Genomic DNA, 18031 nt, shown 5'->3' on the forward strand with positions numbered 1-18031 from the left:
GCGCTCAGTTCGAGGTCGCGGTGAACTTCCAGACCGCTGTTCCGGCGCCACCCTGCTGCAGCACCGCCTGGGTTCCGGCTGTCGCGACGAAGCACAGCTTCTGCGCGGCGCCGGCCGTCGTCGGCGGAGTGCCCTTGGCGAGCGGGAACGTGGTCGCGCCGGTGGCGGTGCTGAGGTTCGCTCCGGACAGGATGAGCGTGCCCGTGGTGGCCACGTTCACGTCGCACGCGGTCGCATTGGGGACCGAGTAGACCTTGTACGAGATGGCCGATGCGTTGGTTCCCGTGCCGGACGTGGCATCGAGAGCCGGTGTGACCGTCGCGGGGCTCGTCGTGTTCTTGTCGAGCTGCAGCCAATACGACGCGTACACGCTGTCGCCGGGCGTCATGTTGCCGAAGTTCGCGGAGAAGGTGAGGCCTGCTCCCGGTGCCGTGGCGTGGTCGGCATAGGTGGTGCCGTCGGTCGACCCCTGCAGATTGAAGGAGCCGGCGGTGAAGGTGCCGGTCGCGAACTCGGAGTCGTTCCAGGCCGCGAGCGTGATCGCCGCGCCGACGCCGAGGACGAGGCCACCGGCGAGCACAGCGAGGACCTTCCGGCGGTTGCGGGCGGTGGGTGTCACGGTGTCCATGAGAATCCTTTGCGTCGTATGGGACCTGATGTCTCCCATACTGGATTCCGGAATACCGGTTGACAAGACCACTGAACAGGTCTTCAGGCTTCCTTTGCACAACCTTGAGGAGAGACCTTGAGGAGGCCCGCAACGAGGCCAGGACGCGCTCTGCGTCGGCCGCTACTCCGCCGGCGCGAGGGCGATCACGGGTCCCAGCGCGTCCCTGCTCACCGCGATCGCGGGACCCGCCGCGTCGACCAGCACACCGCTCATCTCGGGCTGCTGCACGAGCACGGCGCCGATCTGCTCGGCCGTGAACGGCAGCGGCTGATCGCCACGGCCGAGCGCGATGACCTCGAGCGGGTGGCTGAACAGCTGCAGGTAACGTGCGCCGTCAGCGGTGTGCGCCTCCGCCACCCCGTACTGCCCGTCGCCGTCCACATCGCTGACCGCCACCCAGAGCCGGGCGGTGGTGAGCGCCTCGGCCACGCGAGCCTCGGAGTCCGCCTCGCGGGGCGCCGCGAGCAGGGCCTTGACCGCGAAAGTCGGATCCGCCTCCTCCAGCGCCTTCTGCAGGATCTCCGAGGGGAACACCACACGGTGCGGCTCGGAGGCGTTGTCGATGATGAGGCCGGCGAACGGTCCGTCGACGACGTTCTGATAGACCGCCTGCACGGGCTGCACGACGGCCGAGGTCTCCGTCGGATCCTCGTCGCCCTGCTGCACGGAGTCGCGTACGGCCGCGGCCGAGCTGAACGCGAGCATGAAGGAGTTCTCGCCGTCGTTGACGACCGCGATGGCCAGCGGCTTGCCCTCCTTGATCTGCTCGCCGGCGTCTCCGCTCACGCGCAGGAACAGGTTGCCCTGCAGCGACTGGCGCAGCACGCCGAGCAGTTCGGCCTGACTCGCATCCTCCCCGAGCATCGCGAGGGCCTCGCGCAGCAGCACGTTGTCGGGCATGCCTGGGATCGACTCTGTCGGCTCGGGAGGGTCAGCCGGGGCGAGCGGAAGCGGTGGACGCCCCGACGGCGCCTGCGCCTGCGCCTGCGCCTGCGCCTGCGCCTGCGCCTGCACGATCGGCGTCTCGTCGCCCACGGGGTCGATCAGGTCGTGGCCGGCCTCGGGGGTCTCGGCGGGAGGGGCGACCGCCGGGCCGGAGGGCGAGCCCAGTCCGCGGAAGGCCTGCACGGAGACGTTCACGACCGGGGCGGTGGCGTCGGTCGACGGCTCGGCCCCGACCTCTTCCGCGCTCGGCGAGTCGTGCTGAGCGACATCCTCTGCAGCGGCGGGAGCGGACTCCGGCGTGACGTCGTCGTCCTGCTTCTTACGGCGCGAGAAAAGGCCCATTGCCCCAGCCTAAACCGGGACCGGCTCGCCTCTCGCCCCGCGACGAGGCCCGCAGACGATCAGATCTTCTCGATCGGGGCGATCTTGACGAGCAGCTTCTTCTGGCCCGCGGCGTCGAAGCGCACGTGCGCGATCCGCTTCGCCCCCTCACCGGTGATCGCCTCGACCTTGCCCTCGCCGAAGTCGTCGTGGCGGATGCGATCTCCAGCGGCGAGCTCGAGGTCGCCGTTGTCGCGCACCTTCGCCGTGACCCGGTTCGGGAACTTGTCCATCGCGGTCGACAGCGGCTTGAGCCCGTCCCGCTTCGGCAGCGCCCGCGGAGCGAACCGGTCGCCGGAGCCGGATCCACCGCCGAATCCGCCCGACCCGGATCCGCCCGGACGTCGGGCGTTCAGCGCGCGGGACTGCATCCCGCCGCGCGAGTTCACATCTCCAGGGGACTGCCGCCAGTCGATGAGCTCCGAGGGGATCTCCTGCAGGAACCGGCTCGGCATCGCCACCGACACCTCGCCGAACTGGGCGCGGGTCATCGCGAGCGACAGGTGCAGGCGCTTGCGGGCGCGGGTGATGCCGACGTAGAAGAGGCGGCGTTCCTCCTGCGGACCGCCCGGCTCGTTCGCGGAGATCCGGTGCGGGATGAGGTCCTCCTCCACGCCCGTCACGAACACCGCATCGAACTCGAGCCCCTTCGCGGTGTGCATCGTCATGAGCGAGACCACGCCCGACTCGTCCTCGAGATCGTCGGCGTCGGAGACGAGGGCGACCTCGGTGAGGAAGTCGGCGATCGTGCCCTCGGGGTTGTTGCGGGCGAAGTCGCGGGTCACCGCGATGAGCTCGTCGAGGTTCTCCAGACGCGCCTCATCCTGCGGGTCGCGGCTCGCGCGCAGCGCATCCATGTAGCCGCTCTGCTGCAGCAGCAGCGTGAGTCCCTCTGCGACGGCGGTGGGCGGCGCCACCTCACCGGAGGCGGGCAGCATGATCTCCGTGGCTTCGCGCAGCACGGCGTCGAGCTGAGCGATGCCCGCCTGGATCTTCGGGCCCACGCCGAGCTGGGTCGGGTGGGCGAGCGCGTCACGGAAGCTCAGACCGTGCTCCTCGGCGAAGCGGGCGATCGAGGTCTCGGTGACGTCACCGATGCCGCGGCGCGGCTTGTTCAGGATCCGCCGCACGGCCATCTCGTCGGCCGGGTTCGCGACAGCGACGAGGTAGGCGAGCGCGTCCTTGATCTCGGCGCGCTCGTAGAACTTCGTGCCGCCCATGATCTTGTACGGCACAGCGGAGCGGATGAAGATCTCCTCCAGCGCGCGGGACTGCGAGTTGGTGCGGTAGAAGACCGCCATCTCGCCGTACGGCATGCCGGCACGGCGCAGGGCCTCGACCTCATCCGCGACGAACTGCGCTTCGTCGTGCTGCGAGTAGCCGGTGAAACCGACGATCGCGTCGCCGGATCCCTTGTCGCTCCAGAGCTTCTTGTCCTTGCGGTCGAAGTTGTTGCTGATCACGGCGTTGGCCGCCGACAGGATGTTCTGCGTGGAGCGGTAGTTCTGCTCCAGCAGCACGACCTTCGCGCCGGGGAAGTCGCGCTCGAACTCGCTGATGTTGCGGATGTCGGCGCCACGGAAGGCGTAGATCGACTGATCGGAGTCTCCGACGACGGTGAGCGACGCACCGGGCTCCCCACCGCCCGCCTGGTGCGGATCCGGCTCGAAGATCATCATGCCGTTGGAGGCATACGGCTCCGGCGCGTTGCGCTGCACGGGCCGGGTGAGTTCGTGGATCAGCGCATACTGGGCGGCGTTGGTGTCCTGGTACTCGTCGACGAGGATGTGCCGGAAGCGGCGCCGGTAGGTGTCGGCGATCTGCGGGAAGGCGCGGAACAGATACACGGTCTGTCCGATCAGGTCGTCGAAGTCGAAGGCGTTGGCCTTCTGCAGCTGGCGCTGATAATCGGCGAACACCTCGACGAAGACGCGCTCCGCCGGATCCGACATGTTCGTCTGCCGGGCGTAGGACTCCGCGTCCTGCAGCTCGTTCTTGAGCTTGGAGATCCGGGACTGCATCGCCGCGGGGGTGAAGCCGAACGCGTCGGCCTCGTGCTCCTTGACGAGCCGCTTGATCAGCGCACGCGAGTCTCCGGAGTCGTAGATCGTGAAGGACTTCGTGAAGCCGAACTGCTCCGCTTCACGGCGCAGGATGCGCACGCACGCCGAGTGGAACGTCGAGATCCACATTCCGCGCGCGGAATCCCCGACGAGCTGCTCCACGCGCTCGCGCATCTCGCCCGCGGCCTTGTTCGTGAAGGTGATCGCGAGGATCTGGCTGGGCCAGGCCTCGCGCTGGCGCAGCAGCAGGGCGATGCGACGGGTGAGCACGCTGGTCTTTCCCGACCCCGCGCCGGCGACGATGAGCAGCGCCTGACCCCGGTAGGTGACGGCGTCGAGCTGCTGCGGGTTGAGCCCCGCGAGCAGGTCGTCGGCCGCGCTGGAGGCCGCTCCGCGTACCCCTCCGAACGAGGATCCGGGCGGAATGATGACGGGGGAAGGGGCTTCGCTCATGACCTCACAAGTCTAGGTCCGACCGGCGACATCGATCCCGGCCGAGCGCGGCGCCCCTTCCCTCGAAGAGGCGCTGCTCAGGCGATCCGGGTTCCGGGCGGCAGCCGCCGCGCCGGGGTGCGCGTGCGCGCCCACGCTCCCGCGAAGAGGCCCGCGGCGATCACGATCTGGATCCCGAGCCCGACGAACCAGCTCGGCGTGGTGGATTCGATGATCTCCTCGGCCGTCGGGCGCCCACCGTCGGGGCTCGCCAGGCACGGGTCGTAGGTGTTCAGCGTCTGCGGAGGAAGCTGCGCAGAGCGCACCGAGAGCTTGATCCCGCCGAACATGTCATTCGGTGAGCCATATGCCGAATAGGTCGTCGGCGTGGCGTCGGCGAGCACGACGAACGGATTCGCCGCGAGGAATCCCCACACATAGTCGAAGCGCGGCTGCTGTACGGTCTGCGTCTCCCAGCGGTCGCAGTCCGGCCCGTCCTGCGAATCCCAGACACGGGTGCGCACCTCGACATCCGTGCGGATCACGGATCCTGCCAGACCGAAGGCGAGCAGGGTGCCGACGCACAGCGCGGCCACCACGAGATACGTGTTCGCGACGGAGAACAGCGGCCGTGCGACCAGCCCGCTCCAGCCGACGCCGATCGCCGCCACGATCACGATCTCCGCGGCGAGCACGAGCAGCGACACCAGCAGCACGTCGGGGCGCACGGCCCCCACGAGCATCGAGACCACGAGGAACGGCACGGCCACGACGAGGAACGCCGCGCCCGTGATGATCGCCGCCAGGAGCTTGCCCAGCATGATGTCGCCGGTGCTGGCGAGAGTGATCTGCAGGCTCGCCAGCGTCGCCGCTTCGCGATCCCCGTTGATCGACGATCCGCTCAGCGTCGGCGAGATCAGCATCACGAGCAGCAGCACCAGCATGACGATCACGGAGTAGGCGCCGGATCCGACGGTCGGAGTGAAGGAGAACGCCATGAGCGCGAGCACCGTGACGATGAGCAGGACGAGCGCGAACACGCCGAGCAGGATGTACCAGCCGGGGCTGCGCAGCCGCTGCGTGAGCTCGAGGCGGGCGATGGTCCAGACGCGCGATGCGTTCATCGGGCGCTCCCCCCATCGTGCGGCGGCTCTCCGAGGGAGAGGAACGCCTGCTCCAGTTCGCTCTGCGCGGGCGCGAACGCGCTCACCGCGAGCCCCTGTCCCACCAGACGGGCGAGCCCCGCCGCTGCGTCCCGGTCGTCCGCGAAGACGGCGAGCACGTCGCCTCGATCGATGCCGAGGGACTCGGGAACCATGCCGAGAGCGGCCGCGACGCTCGCGCGACGATCCGGGCAGGCCGTCGTCGCGCTCCCCCCTTCGGTCGCCGCGCTCCCCCCTTCGGGAGAGTCGGGGATCCGGTCGGAGAGGATGCGGATCCGCCACGCCCGCGCCTGCACCACAGGCGCATCCACGACCGTTCCTGCGACGAGGAACACCGTGTCGTCGACGACCTCCTCGAGCTCAGAAAGCACGTGGCTGGAGATGAGGACGGTGCGACCTTCCGCGGCGAGCCGGCGCAACAGCACCCGCAACTGCACGCGCGCTTCCGGGTCGAGGCCCGAGGCCGGCTCGTCGAGCAGCAGCACCTGCGGATCGTGCACGAGAGCGCGCGCGAGACCGAGCTTCTGCTTCTGCCCGCGGGAGAGCACCTTGGCCGGGGTCGCCGCGAGCGGATCCAGTCCCACGAGGCCCAGCAGCTCCGCCGCCCGGCGCTGCGCGTCCGCACGGGGAAGGCCGTGCAGGCGCGCGGTGGTCACGATGCTCTCGTGCACGGTCAACGAGGGCCAGGCGCCCAGCGCGTCGGGCATCCAGCCCAGCACCTGACGCGCCGCGGTCGGATCCACGATCGGATCGACCCCGCCGACGCGGATGCGGCCGCGATCCGGCGCGAGCAGCGACGCGAGCATCAGCAGCAACGTCGTCTTCCCGGCTCCGTTGGGACCCACGAGCCCCGTGACTCTGCCCGGCTCTGCCCGGAACGTCGCCTCGCGCACCGCGTGCACGCCCCCGAACGACCGGCCGATCCCCTCCGCGACGATTCCGTCCATCCCGTCAGCATAGGAGACTCCCAGGAAAGTGACCGGTTACGCGAATTGCTCTGTTCCTACGCGCCCCGCTCACGGGATCTGCGCCCGGGAATGCCCTTCGCTCACTCCCGGAACGCGGCCAGGCCGATGTCCGGGTGGTCCACGAAAACGCCGTCGACGCCGGTCGCGGCGATCGCCGCCCACTCCGCGCGGTAGTCCCCGAATGCGGCTTTGCCGCCGCCTGCACGGTAGCGCCGGTCGAGGAAGGCGTTCTCGGGGCGGCAAGTCCAGGTGAACGCCACGAGTCCGCGCGCATGCGCCTCCGCGACGAGCTCGCACCCCGTGCTGCGCAGCAGGATCAGCTTGTCCACGCTGATGCCGTCGACGACCTCGGCCAGGCCGTCCAGCCCGGTCGGGGTAAGGCATTCCGCGTAGGCCGACGCGACCGCGCCGTCCCGCGCGACGAGGTCGGCGGGGGCTCCCTCGGCCTCCAGAAGATAGACGTACGTCCCCTGCACGCCGCGCCCGCGCAGGTCGCCGAGCACGGTCTGCTCGAACGACTCGATCCACAGCGGATGCTCGCCCGACGCCCAGCCCGCAGCTCGCAGGTCGCGCTCGACCAGCGCTGCCAGGTCGTGCCCGATCCCCGCGAAGAACGTGGCGTGCTTGATCTCCAGCACGATGCCGAACTCCCGCCCGTGCTCGGCCGAGGCCTCCGCGACGAGCGCCATCAGATCCGACAGCCGCAGGATCGGCTCGGTGTCGTCGAACCCCGCGGATCCGGGGCGCAGCTCGGGGATGCGCTCCCGGCAGCGCAGCGTGGCCAGCTCGGCCCAGGTGAAGTCCTCGGTGAACCACCCCGTGAGCGGCGCGCCGTCGATGCGCTTCGTGGTGCGCCGATCGGCGAACTCCGGGTGATCGGCCACGTCGGTGGTGCCGGAGATCTCGTTCTCGTGCCGGATCACGAGCACACCGTCGCCCGTGGCGACGACGTCGGGCTCGACCGCGTCGGCGCCCATCGCGAACGCGAGGCGATAGGAAGAGGCGGTGTGCTCGGGGCGATAGCCGGGAGCGCCGCGATGGCCGATGAGCAGGGGGACGTCGAGCGGGATCCGTCGGGTCACGCTCTCAGCGTACGGCAGTGCCTCTCGTAGGATCCGCCGCTATCGTAGAGGGAAGATGACCAACACTTCTGAGGAGTGAGGCCGACCATGAGCAACTTCGTGTTCAACAACCCGGCGTTCAAGGAGAAGGATCCGCGCGCGGTCGCGACCTATCCGGGAGCCCCCCAGGCAGGTGCCCGGAACGGGCAGTACGCCCCGCCGCCGCCCGCCGGCCAGTTCGCCGCGGCTCAGCAGGCCGCCGTCAACGCGAACCTGGAGGGCATGTACACGGCTCCGTCCGCGGGCGCGATCGAGACCGACCGGATGACCGTCGAGGACACCGTGTGGAAGACCGCGGGCCTGTTCGGCATCCTGCTCGTCTTCGCAGTGATCGGCTGGTTCTTCACGCTCGGCGGCGCCGCGGTGCCCGACACCACCGACCCGTACGTGCGCGCCGCCGCGGTGAGCAAGATCGCGCTGTGGCCGTGGCTCGTCGGCGCGCTCGGCGGCTTCGTGCTCGCGATGGTCGTCAGCTTCACCTCGCGCAAGAAGGTGCGCCCCGCACTGATCTTCGCGTACGCGGCGTTCGAGGGTCTCTTCGTCGGTGGCATCTCCGCGTTCTTCGAGGTGATGTGGCCCGGCATCGTGCTGCAGGCCAGCCTCGCCACCATCGCCGTCGTCGCGGTCACCCTGGCGCTGTTCGCCAGCGGCAAGGTGCGCGCCTCGGCGAAGATGACCAAGATCGTGATGATCGCGATGCTCGGCTACCTCGTCTTCTCGCTGCTCAACGTCGGGCTCATGCTCTTCAACGTGCTGCCGAAGGACATGATGTTCGGCCTCTACAGCGCCAAGATCGCGGGCATTCCGCTCGGCCTCATCATCGGCGTCCTCGTCGTGTTCCTCGCCGCGTACTCGCTGGTGATGGACTTCGACCAGATCCAGCAGGGCGTCCGCAACGGCGCCCCGCGCGTCTACGGCTGGCTCGGCGGCTTCGGCATCATGGTCACCGTCGTCTGGCTGTACGTCGAGATCCTGCGCATGATCGCGATCGCACGCGGCAACAACTGACGCCGCCCGGATCCACACGAAGGCCGCTCTCCTCGGAGGGCGGCCTTCGTCGTCTCAGCCGCGCGCCTTCTGCTCGAGCAGGGCGCGCTCCCGGTCATTGCCTGCAAGAGCGGCGGCCACCGCGAACTCCGACCGGGCCTCGTCCTCGCGACCGAGCCGCAGCAGCAGTTCCCCGCGGGTGGCGGGGAGCAGGTGATAGCCCCGCAGCGCGCCGCTCTCCGCGAGCGCGTCGATGATGCGCAACGCCGAGGCGGGGCCCGTTGCCATCGCCACGGCGGCGGCGCGGTTGAGCTCCACGACCGGCGACGGCGAAATCCGTCCGAGCGCCTCGTACAGCAGCACGATGGTGGGCCAGTCGGTCGCCTCGACGGACGGAGCGACCGCATGGCATTCCGCGATGGCCGCCTGCAGCGCATAGGCGCCACGCCCCCGCCCGAAGGCGTCCGCGCGGGCCAGTGCGGCCCGTCCCCGTGTGATCCTGCTGCGATCCCACAGGCGGCGGTCCTGATCTGCGAGGAGCACGGGATCGCCGTTCGCGTCGACCCGCGCCGGGAAGCGGGCCGCGGTGAGCTCCATGAGAGCGAGCAGCGCACGCACGTCCGGCTCGGCCGGCAGCAGCGCGGTGAGCACCCGTGCGAGCCGGATCGCCTCGCGCCCCAGGTCGGGACGCAGCAGGTCCTCCCCCGCCGTCGCCGCGTGCGCCTCGTTGAACACGAGATACAGGACGCCCAGCACAGCGCTGAGCCGCTCCGGGAGCTCCTGCCGTGGCGGCACCTCGAACGGAGCCTTCGCAGCGGCCAGGGTCTTCTTGGCGCGCACGATCCGCTGCTGAACCGTGGCGGTCGGCACGAGGAACGCCCGCGCGATCTGCTCGGTGGTGAGGCCGCCGACCACCCGCAGCGTGAGCGCCACGCGTGCTTCGCGCGACAGCACAGGGTGACAGGCGATGAAGACCAGGCGCAGCACGTCGTCGTCGATCGCGTCCGGATCCCACGGTGGTGCGTCGAGCGCGGCATCCTGCTCGCGTTCCAGATCGTGCGCGATGACGGCGAGGCGGTCATCGTAGCGCTCGCGGCGCCGCCAGCCGTCGATCGCGCGGCGCTTGGCGACCGCGGTCAGCCAGGCGGCGGGGTTCGCGGGCACACCGTCACGGGGCCACTGCGCGAGCGCCTCCAGAAGGGCGTCCTGGGCGAGGTCCTCGGCGAGGCCGAAGTCGCCGGTGAACCGGGTCAAGGTCGCGACGATCCGCGCCGACTCGATGCGCCATACCGCGGCGACGGCGCGCTCCGTCGTGGAGCCCGCCGTCGCCGCGGAATCGGATGCTGACATCGGCCTCACTCGGCCGCGCGGGCGGCCGCCTCCTCGCGCCAGCCGGCCTCCTTCTGGATCCACTCGTTGTCGGCCGGGAAGTCCTCCATCTCGGTGACGCGGCGCACCTCGAGGTAGGCGCCCGGAGTGAGCGGAGCGCGCTTGGCCCATTCCGCAGCCTCCTCGCGGGTGGACGCCTCGATGATCCAGAAGCCGTTGAACAGCTCCTTCGTCTCGCCGTAGGGGCCGTCCGTCACCAGCGGCGTCTCGCCCGAGAAGTCCACCACGAAGCCCTCGGCGGCGTCGGTGAGGCCCTCGCCGGCGAGCAGCACGCCCGCCTTGATCATCGACTCGTTGTACCGGCCCATCGCCGCGATGACCTCTTCGAACGGCATGTCCTGGTACGCCCGCACACCCTGGTCGTCTGCGCGCATGATCAGCATGAACTTCATGATCTCTGTCTCCTCATCGGGGGTCGTGTCTCGACCCTCTCATTCAGGACGTCGAACGAGAAGACGCCGGATCGACAGTCCGTCGAAGATTCTCCGAAAGATTTCTACACTGCTGCTGTGACATCCCCTTCGCCGCTCGCCGACGCCATCCGGGAGGTTCTCCGCGACGCAGCGGATCCTGCCCTCGCCCCCGGTCAGCAGGCCTACATGAAGTCGGCGATGCCATTCCTCGGGGTGCGGGTGCCCGATGTCCGCCACCTCAGCCGGGAGGCCGCGCGCGGGGTCACGGATGCGGACGAGCTGCGCGAAGCGGCGCTCGACCTGTGGCGCGGAGCCGAGCACCGCGAGGAGCGCTACGCGGCGCAGGCGCTGATCGCGCTGCGGCCGTTGCGCGGGCGGCTGGATCTGCTGGACGTGCACGAGGAGATGATCCGCACCGGCGCCTGGTGGGACCACGTCGACGAGGTCGCGCACCGCCTCGCCGACCTGTTGGACACGCATCCGGCCGAACTGGCCGTGGAACTGCGCGTGTGGGCGGATGACGAGGACTTCTGGATCCGCCGCGCCGCGATCATCGCGCAGCTGCAGCGCAAGGACCGCGTCGATCACGCCCTGCTCTCGGACGTGATCGAGGCCAACCTCGGCGCGGACGAGTTCTTCATCCGCAAGGCGATCGGTTGGGCGCTGCGCGATCACGCTCGGGCGGATTCGGACTGGGTCCGCACGTTCGTTGACGCGCACCCCGACCTCTCCCCGCTGAGCCGGCGCGAGGCGCTGAAGCACCTGGGCTGACCTGCCGAGGCTGCAACTACTTCGCTCGCTGGTCGCAAACGGCGACACTGGCGCGCTCAAACCCGCAATATGCGACCGGTGAACGGAACAAGGACAGCGATCAGGAGCAGAAAGACCGGCGAGCGGAGGTGCGAAGACGCCGAGACGCGGAGAGGGCACGGACCGAAGACCGCACCCTCTCGACGTTTCAACGGGAGTTCACTCCCACTCGATGGTCGCCGGCGGCTTCGAGGTCACGTCGAGCACGACGCGGTTGATCTCGCGCACCTCGTTCGTGATGCGGTTCGAGATCTTCGCGAGCACGTCGTACGGCAGGCGGGTCCAGTCGGCGGTCATCGCGTCCTCGCTGGAGACCGGGCGCAGCACCACCGGGTGGCCGTAGGTGCGGCCGTCGCCCTGCACGCCCACCGAGCGCACGTCGGCGAGCAGCACGACCGGGCACTGCCAGATGGTCTGGTCCAGGCCGGCGAGCGTGAGCTCCTCGCGGGCGATCGCGTCGGCTTCGCGCAGGATGTCCAGGCGCTCGCGGGTGACCTCGCCGATGATCCGGATCCCGAGGCCGGGGCCGGGGAACGGCTGGCGGCCGACGATCGCCTCGGGGATCCCGAGCTCGCGGCCGATCGCGCGCACCTCGTCCTTGAACAGGGTGCGCAGCGGCTCGATCAGGTCGAAGTCGAGGTCGTCGGGGAGGCCTCCGACGTTGTGGTGCGACTTGATGTTCGCAGTGCCCGCGCCGCCGCCGGACTCGACGACGTCGGGGTACAGCGTGCCCTGCACCAGGAACTTGACGTTCTCCCCCGAGGCCTTGGCCTCCTCGACGAGGTCGCGCTGCACCTGCTCGAACGCGCGGATGAACTCGCGGCCGATGATCTTGCGCTTGGTCTCCGGATCCGTCACGCCGGCGAGGTGCCCGAGGAACGTGTCAGCCGCGTCGACGGTGATCAGGCGCACGCCGGTCGAGGCGACGTAGTCGCGCTCCACCTGCTCGCGCTCGCCCTGACGCAGCAGGCCGTGGTCGACGAAGACGGCGGTGAGCTGGTCGCCGATCGCCTTGTGCACGAGCGCGGTCGAGACGGCGGAGTCGACGCCGCCGGACATCGCGGAGATCACCCGGGCGTCGCCGACCTGGGCGCGGATGCGCTCGACCTGCTCGGCGATGACGTTGTCGCTGTTCCAGTCGGCGGGGAGCCCCGCGCCCTTGTGAAGGAAGTTCTCGATGATCTCCTGGCCGTGGTCGGAGTGCTTCACCTCGGGGTGCCACTGCACGCCGTAGAGCTTGCGCTCCTCGTCGGCGAACGCGGCGACCTTGGTGGATCCGGTCGAGGCGAGCACCTCGAAGCCCTCCGGCGCCTTGGCGACCTGGTCGCCGTGGCTCATCCACACGTTCTGCTCCGCGGGCTGGCCGCCCAGCAGGGTGGAGTCGTTGACCGGGATCATCGCGTCAGTCGCGCCGTACTCGCGCAGGCCCGTGTTCGCGACCTCGCCGCCGAGCGTGCGCGCCATGTACTGGAAGCCGTAGCAGATACCGAGGGTCGGGACGCCGAGTTCGAACACGGCGGGGTCGAGCTGGGGCGCGCCCTCCTCGTACACCGAGGACGGACCGCCGGAGAGGATCAGGGCGACCGGATTCTTGGCCGCGATCTCAGCGGCGGTCGCGGTGTGCGGCACGATCTCGCTGTAGACCCCGGCTTCGCGCACGCGGCGGGCGATCAGCTGCGCGTACTGCGCACCGAAGTCGACGACGAGGGCGGGACGCTGCTCGGTGTCGGGAGTGATGTCGGTCAACGGGCACCTTCCGTGGCGGGAGTGGTCGAGGAGGACTGGTCGGCGACGGCGGCTTCGCGGCGGACGAGGTACGCCTTCACCTCACGGGCGACGCGGGTCTCCATGATGAAGGAGAGGAACGGCACGACGCCGCCGAGGGCGAGCATGATGAAGCGCAGGAACGGCCAGCGCATCAGGCTCCACACGCGGAAGCATGCGAACAGGTACACGACGTAGAACCAGCCGTGCGCGACCAGGATCCCCATCGAGAGGTTCAGTCCGTTGCCGGTGGACTCCAGCCCTCCGTGCACGCCCTCGACGACCGGGGCGAACCAGAGGAAGCCGCCGGATCCGCCCGCGAAGAGCTCGAGATGGATGGGGGTGTACTTGAGGATCATCTCCGTGACCAGGAGCAGGAGCATGACGCCGGTGATCACGGAAGCGATCTGGTAGAACTTCAGCGCCCCGCGGATGGCCGGGAAGCTCGCGGCTTTCGGTTCGGGCATGCCTCCAGTCTAATCGCCGGATGTTCCCCCCGATTCCGGTTCAGGAGCGGTCGGGCCGGGATCGAGCGCCCCGGGTTGGCGCCCGATCCCGGCGAACGGGCGAGCGGTCAGGCCCGCGGGATGACGTTGCGCTGAGCGAGCCCGCCGAGCCAGGACAGGCTCGGCTTCGGGGTGCGGGCGAACGTGTCGCGATCCACGGCGATCAGCCCGAAGGTCGGATGGAACGACCCCCACTCGTAGTTGTCGAGAAGCGACCAGTGCAGGTAGCCCCGGACGTCGCACCCGTCGGCCATCGCCTCGGCCATCGCCGACAACGCGCCCGTCGTGTACTGGATGCGTCGGCGATCGTCGGCGGTGGCGATACCGTTCTCCGTGACCATCATCGGGACGCCGCCGGTCACGTCGCGGGTGTGCCTCAGCGCATGACCCAGCGCCTCGGGGTAGTACTCCCACCCGGTCAGCGTCCGCTCCGTGCCTTCGGGCCAGGGCTGCGGGCCGAACCCGTCCACGTCATCGGTGGGCCCGATGATCGTGCGCAAGTAGGACTGCACGCCGATGAAGTCGTCTCCTCGGGCCTGCTCGAGGAAGAAGTCCTCCCGCCAGTACTGCCACTCGTCGCGCTGCGCCTCCCAGCCCGGTACCGCTTGGAACACCTGGTTCGCCACGGACCACCCCGATTGCACCCCGCCGAACTCACGCAGCACCTCGGTCGACGCGTGGTGCGCGGCCGCGATCGCGCGGGCGACGTACGGAGAGGGGCCGGGGAAGTTGACGCCGTTCTCGGTGTCGATACGAGCCTCGGTCTGATTGACCATCATGTTCGGCTCGTTGATCGTGATCACCCAGTCCACGTCGTCGAGGATGCTCGTGCAGATCTCGGTGAACCTGCGGAACCTGTCGGTGCTGCGGTCGGAGTACCAGCCGCCGTCATGCTCCCACCAGCGCGGGAACGTGAAGTGATGCAGCGTCACGACGGGGTCGATGCCGCGATCTCGGCACGTGTCGATCATGCGTCGGTAGTGATCCAGCTGGGCGCGCGACACGACCCCCTCCTCGGGTTCGATGCGTGCCCACTCCACCGAGAACCGGTACGCATTGAGTCCGGCTTCTGCCAGCAGCCCGATGTCTTCGGGGAAGCGGTGGTAGGAATCGCAGGCATCGCCCGAGGGCTCTGGGACAGTGGTCCCCGGTGCGTACTCGAGCTCCCAATGCCCCGTGTTGACGTTGCCGCCTTCGACCTGATGCGCCGCCGTCGCGGCGCCCCACAGGAATCGGTCGGGCGCGGGGGTGAATGCAGTCATGCGGTGTGGATCCCTTCGGATGGATTGTGAAGAGGTGCGGTCATTTGATGCCGGTCATCGCGATGCCCTGGACGAAGTGCTTCTGCATCGCGACGAAGAGCACGAGCACCGGGATCACGATGAGGAACGATCCGGCCATCTGCAGTCCGAACTCCGTCCCGTGTCCACCGGCATCCGACGAGAACAGCGCCAGCGATACCGGGAGGGTGTACATCGAATCGTCCTGGGAGATGATCAGCGGCCAGAGGAAGCTGTTCCACGACCCCATGAACGTGAAGATCGCGAGCGTCGCCAGCGGCGCCTTGCACAGCGGCAGGACGATCTGGAAGAACGTCCTGAACTCCCCTGCTCCGTCGATCCGGGCGGCATCCAGCAGGGAGTCGGGGATCTCGAGCATGAACTGCCTCATCAGGAAGACGCCGAACGCTCCGACCATGCCGGGGAGGATCAGCCCCCAGTAGGTGTTCACCATGCCCAGATTCGCGATCAGAACGAACTGCGGGATCAGTGTGACGATCCCGGGGACGAACATGGTGGACAGGACCACGACGATGATCACGTTCTTCCCGGGGAAGCTCATCTTCGCCAGCGCCCAGCCGACCATCGATGAGAACAGCAGGGTCGTCGCGACGGTGGCGCCGGCCAGGATCACCGAGTTGACGAACGGTCGGACGATGTCGAACTCGAAGAGCCATGCCGTGAAGTTGTCCAGCGTCGGATGCTCGGGCCACCACGTGACCGGTCGTGCCATGATCTCGGCGTTCGTCTTGAACGCTCCGAGCACCATCCACACGAACGGCAGGATCGTGGCGGCGAGGCCGATCGAGAGGACGATCATCACCAGGAGATTGCCCCAGCGGAGCGGGGGCCGATGCGTGCGCGTAGCGGTCATGGTCAGGTCCTCTGCCGAAAGAAGCGGAACTGGACGATCGCAAGGATGCCGACGAGCACGAACAGGACGTACGCGCCTGCTGCCCCGACCGAATAGTTCCCGTATTTGAACTGGTTGTAGACCTGCAATGCGATCGAGGTCGTCGAGTCCAGCGGGCCGCCGTTCGTCATCACGAACGGCTCGTCGAAGAACTGCATGTACCCGGTGGTGATGAGGATCGTGTTGAGGAGGATCGTCGGCATCATCATCGGGATGGTCACCCGGAAGAACTTCTGCCTGGCGTCGGCCCCATCGATCGACGCCGCCTCGTTGATCTCCGACGGGATGCTCTGCAGCCCTGCAAGGAAGATGACCATCGATCCTCCGATGTTCCGCCAGATCGCCATCACCGTGATGGCGAGGAGCGCCGTGTGCGGATCGCTCAGCCAGTTCGGTCCGTTGATCCCGATCCAGCCGAGGATCGTGTTGATGACCCCGGTGTCCTGGTACATCAGGCGCCACACGATCGCGACGGCGACGATCGTGGTGATCACCGGCATGTAGTAGCCGACGCGGAAGAACGTCGCCACCCGGCGGCTCAGCGAATTCAGCAGGACCGCGAGGACCAATGCGATGAACATCGTGGCGGGCACCCCGATCACGACGAACAACAGCGTGTTGCGCAGCGCGTGCAGGAACGACTCGTCGGTGAGGACCGTGACGAAGTTCGCGAACCCGACGAAATCGACGTTGAACGGGTTGCGGATGTCGCGCGCCCTGAGGTCGGTGAACGACATCGCCAGCGAGCTCACGAGCGGGATCATGCTGAACACACCGAACGTCAGCACGAACGGCGCGACGAAGATCCACGCGATGAGCGCCGAGCGGCGGCGCTGCGCGGCCAGGGAAGAAGTCTTCCCCGGCCGCTTCGGCGTGCTGTTCACCACCCGAGCCCGATCCCGTCCGCCTTGGCCTGGATCTCCTTCGCGGCCTGCGCACTCGTGATCTGCCCGCTGGCGACCTGCTCCGAGTATTTGCCGAGGAGATCCGCGATCTGCGACCACGCCGGATAGTTCGGCATCGCGACGGTGTCCTTCATCTGCTGCATGAGCACCTTCGTCACGGGATTGTCCTGGATCGACGGGATCTCACCGGCGGCGATGTTCGCGGGGAGCTCCTTCTGCAGGCCGAACCATTCCTCCTGCTGCGTCTTCTTCCCCATCCACGACAGCAGCGACCATGCCGACGCCTTGTTCTTCGCCGAGGCGAAGACGCCGAGGTTGCCCCCGCCGATGTACTGGTTGTTGTTGCCGCCGGGACCGGTCGGGAACACGGTGTAGCCGACCGCGTCCATGGTGAAGTCGGCGGGCGCCGTGCCGGTCTTGATCGCCTGCGAGAAGACATCCAGCATCCACGGTCCCGAGATGAACATCGGCGTGCCGCCGTTCTCGAACGTGGCGTCGGTCGTCTCCAGAGGCGCCTCGTGACGCGCGAAGAAGCCGGCGTAGAAGTCCAGCGCCGAGATCAGCTCAGGAGTGTCGATGGTCCACTTCTTCCCGTCCGTCAGTTTTCCTCCGGCCTGCGAGTCGAACGGCACGATGACCTGCGCGGGCTGCTCGACCGGTCGCGGCAGGCTGATGCCGTAGGTCCCTCCGGGGCGGGCCTTGAAAGCAGCCGCCATCTTCTCGATGTCCGCCCAGGTCTTCGGCGCCGACAGGCCGAGCTGGGCCGCGATGTCCTTCCGATAGAACAGGAAGCGGGTCTCGACGTACCAGGGCATCGCGTAGGCACCGTCCTGGCCGGTCACCGAGTCCACCGCGGCCGGGTAGAAGTCTTTCGTGTCGTAGACGCCGTCCGGCACCCGCTCGAATGCACCCATGCCGATCGCGGTGGCCGTCTGATCGCTGCCGGTCATGATGATGTCCGGGCCCTTCCCCGCAGCCGTCGCGGTCTGGACCTTCGTGATCACCTGATCCCAGGGCACATCCGTGACCTTCAGGGTGGCGTGCGGATTCGCCTTCAGCCAGGGCTTGGCGAGGAGCTTGAGATTGTCTGCGTGGCCGCCGGCCGTCCAGACTTCGACGACGCCGTCGGCCTTGCCCTCGGCGGCCGGTCCGGCGGACCCCTGCCCGCCGGCGTCGCCGGCCGCCCCGCGCCCGCATCCCGAGAGGATCAGGACGGCGCCGAGCGCCATCGCCGTGATCGTGGTGACTCGCAACCTTCGCATGCGCACTCCTTCGTGTTTCGACATGTCTTTACGAAATTTCGACTGCTGTTGTCGAAATA

The 18031-nt window shown here is 68.5% G+C and carries 16 protein-coding genes; 2 read left to right on the plus strand and 14 right to left on the minus strand.

The window, feature by feature from the left end; translation table 11 throughout:
- Positions 1-4 precede the first annotated feature (4 nt).
- The 6 genes from AC1DMN_RS07745 to AC1DMN_RS07770 all read right to left on the minus strand — a co-directional run bounded on the left by AC1DMN_RS07745 (position 5) and on the right by AC1DMN_RS07770 (position 7704).
- The gene (locus AC1DMN_RS07745) at positions 5-628 is read right to left on the minus strand and encodes a SipW-dependent-type signal peptide-containing protein (RefSeq protein ID WP_441977715.1); all 624 of its coding nucleotides are present in this window, start codon (positions 626-628) and stop codon (positions 5-7) included.
- Between the two features lie 162 nt (positions 629-790).
- Entirely contained in the window at positions 791-1957 is a 1167-nt protein-coding gene (locus AC1DMN_RS07750; protein WP_477229579.1) for an SseB family protein, read from the minus strand.
- Positions 1958-2016: 59 nt separating this feature from the next.
- The gene (locus AC1DMN_RS07755) at positions 2017-4512 is read right to left on the minus strand and encodes an ATP-dependent helicase (RefSeq protein ID WP_477229580.1); all 2496 of its coding nucleotides are present in this window, start codon (positions 4510-4512) and stop codon (positions 2017-2019) included.
- Positions 4513-4589: 77 nt separating this feature from the next.
- Entirely contained in the window at positions 4590-5615 is a 1026-nt protein-coding gene (locus AC1DMN_RS07760; protein WP_441977718.1) for an ABC transporter permease, read from the minus strand.
- On the minus strand, positions 5612-6601 hold the full coding sequence (locus tag AC1DMN_RS07765; RefSeq protein ID WP_441977719.1) for an ABC transporter ATP-binding protein: 990 nt from the start codon (positions 6599-6601) through the stop codon (positions 5612-5614). Before AC1DMN_RS07765 ends, AC1DMN_RS07760 begins: the two co-directional genes overlap by 4 nt.
- Positions 6602-6702: 101 nt before the next feature.
- The gene (locus tag AC1DMN_RS07770; protein WP_477229581.1) at positions 6703-7704 is read right to left on the minus strand and encodes a glycerophosphodiester phosphodiesterase family protein; all 1002 of its coding nucleotides are present in this window, start codon (positions 7702-7704) and stop codon (positions 6703-6705) included.
- Positions 7705-7791: 87 nt separating this feature from the next.
- Here AC1DMN_RS07770 and AC1DMN_RS07775 point away from each other — a divergent pair, with 87 nt between their 5' ends.
- Positions 7792-8751 (plus strand): Bax inhibitor-1/YccA family protein, encoded by a 960-nt coding sequence (locus AC1DMN_RS07775; RefSeq protein ID WP_477229582.1) that lies wholly within the window; start codon positions 7792-7794, stop codon positions 8749-8751.
- Between the two features lie 54 nt (positions 8752-8805).
- On the opposite strand, the gene AC1DMN_RS07780 is transcribed toward AC1DMN_RS07775, so the two are convergent.
- Together AC1DMN_RS07780 and AC1DMN_RS07785 are read right to left on the minus strand one after the other, a co-directional pair.
- Complete coding sequence (locus tag AC1DMN_RS07780) at positions 8806-10080, minus strand: RNA polymerase sigma factor (RefSeq protein ID WP_477229583.1); 1275 nt, start codon at positions 10078-10080, stop codon at positions 8806-8808.
- Positions 10081-10085: 5 nt separating this feature from the next.
- Positions 10086-10511, minus strand: coding sequence for a YciI family protein (locus tag AC1DMN_RS07785; RefSeq protein ID WP_477229584.1), 426 nt, complete (start codon positions 10509-10511; stop codon positions 10086-10088).
- A 117-nt stretch (positions 10512-10628) separates the two neighbouring features.
- Here AC1DMN_RS07785 and AC1DMN_RS07790 point away from each other — a divergent pair, with 117 nt between their 5' ends.
- Positions 10629-11303, plus strand: a complete 675-nt coding sequence (locus AC1DMN_RS07790; protein WP_477229585.1) for a DNA alkylation repair protein — start codon at positions 10629-10631, stop codon at positions 11301-11303.
- Between the two features lie 198 nt (positions 11304-11501).
- Here the strand turns inward: AC1DMN_RS07790 and guaA are convergent, their stop codons facing one another.
- From guaA to AC1DMN_RS07820, 6 genes are all read right to left on the minus strand, one after another.
- Positions 11502-13079 (minus strand): glutamine-hydrolyzing GMP synthase, encoded by a 1578-nt coding sequence (gene guaA, locus AC1DMN_RS07795; protein WP_477229712.1) that lies wholly within the window; start codon positions 13077-13079, stop codon positions 11502-11504.
- 5 nt (positions 13080-13084) lie between these two features.
- Entirely contained in the window at positions 13085-13573 is a 489-nt protein-coding gene (locus tag AC1DMN_RS07800) for a DUF3817 domain-containing protein (protein ID WP_441977724.1), read from the minus strand.
- A 107-nt stretch (positions 13574-13680) separates the two neighbouring features.
- A complete protein-coding gene (locus AC1DMN_RS07805; protein WP_477229586.1) occupies positions 13681-14874 on the minus strand; it encodes a glycoside hydrolase family 1 protein in 1194 nt (397 codons plus the stop codon).
- Between the two features lie 40 nt (positions 14875-14914).
- Positions 14915-15766, minus strand: coding sequence for a carbohydrate ABC transporter permease (locus tag AC1DMN_RS07810; protein ID WP_477229587.1), 852 nt, complete (start codon positions 15764-15766; stop codon positions 14915-14917).
- 2 nt (positions 15767-15768) lie between these two features.
- Positions 15769-16689 (minus strand): carbohydrate ABC transporter permease, encoded by a 921-nt coding sequence (locus AC1DMN_RS07815; RefSeq protein WP_477229588.1) that lies wholly within the window; start codon positions 16687-16689, stop codon positions 15769-15771.
- Entirely contained in the window at positions 16686-17972 is a 1287-nt protein-coding gene (locus AC1DMN_RS07820; RefSeq protein WP_477229589.1) for an extracellular solute-binding protein, read from the minus strand. Before AC1DMN_RS07820 ends, AC1DMN_RS07815 begins: the two co-directional genes overlap by 4 nt.
- Positions 17973-18031: the final 59 nt, after the last annotated feature.

The organism is Microbacterium sp. 01T413_2 (assembly GCF_056398985.1).

Bases quoted from the DNA above. Each gene is read 5' to 3' on its own strand.
- AC1DMN_RS07745 (WP_441977715.1), bottom strand. From the start codon at position 628: ATGGACACCGTGACACCCACCGCCCGCAACCGCCGGAAGGTCCTCGCT.
- AC1DMN_RS07750 (WP_477229579.1), bottom strand. From the start codon at position 1,957: ATGGGCCTTTTCTCGCGCCGTAAGAAGCAGGACGACGACGTCACGCCG.
- AC1DMN_RS07755 (WP_477229580.1), bottom strand. From the start codon at position 4,512: ATGAGCGAAGCCCCTTCCCCCGTCATCATTCCGCCCGGATCCTCGTTC.
- AC1DMN_RS07760 (WP_441977718.1), bottom strand. From the start codon at position 5,615: ATGAACGCATCGCGCGTCTGGACCATCGCCCGCCTCGAGCTCACGCAG.
- AC1DMN_RS07765 (WP_441977719.1), bottom strand. From the start codon at position 6,601: ATGGACGGAATCGTCGCGGAGGGGATCGGCCGGTCGTTCGGGGGCGTG.
- AC1DMN_RS07775 (WP_477229582.1), top strand. From the start codon at position 7,792: ATGAGCAACTTCGTGTTCAACAACCCGGCGTTCAAGGAGAAGGATCCG.
- AC1DMN_RS07780 (WP_477229583.1), bottom strand. From the start codon at position 10,080: ATGTCAGCATCCGATTCCGCGGCGACGGCGGGCTCCACGACGGAGCGC.
- AC1DMN_RS07785 (WP_477229584.1), bottom strand. From the start codon at position 10,511: ATGAAGTTCATGCTGATCATGCGCGCAGACGACCAGGGTGTGCGGGCG.
- AC1DMN_RS07800 (WP_441977724.1), bottom strand. From the start codon at position 13,573: ATGCCCGAACCGAAAGCCGCGAGCTTCCCGGCCATCCGCGGGGCGCTG.
- AC1DMN_RS07805 (WP_477229586.1), bottom strand. From the start codon at position 14,874: ATGACTGCATTCACCCCCGCGCCCGACCGATTCCTGTGGGGCGCCGCG.
- AC1DMN_RS07810 (WP_477229587.1), bottom strand. From the start codon at position 15,766: ATGACCGCTACGCGCACGCATCGGCCCCCGCTCCGCTGGGGCAATCTC.
- AC1DMN_RS07820 (WP_477229589.1), bottom strand. From the start codon at position 17,972: ATGCGAAGGTTGCGAGTCACCACGATCACGGCGATGGCGCTCGGCGCC.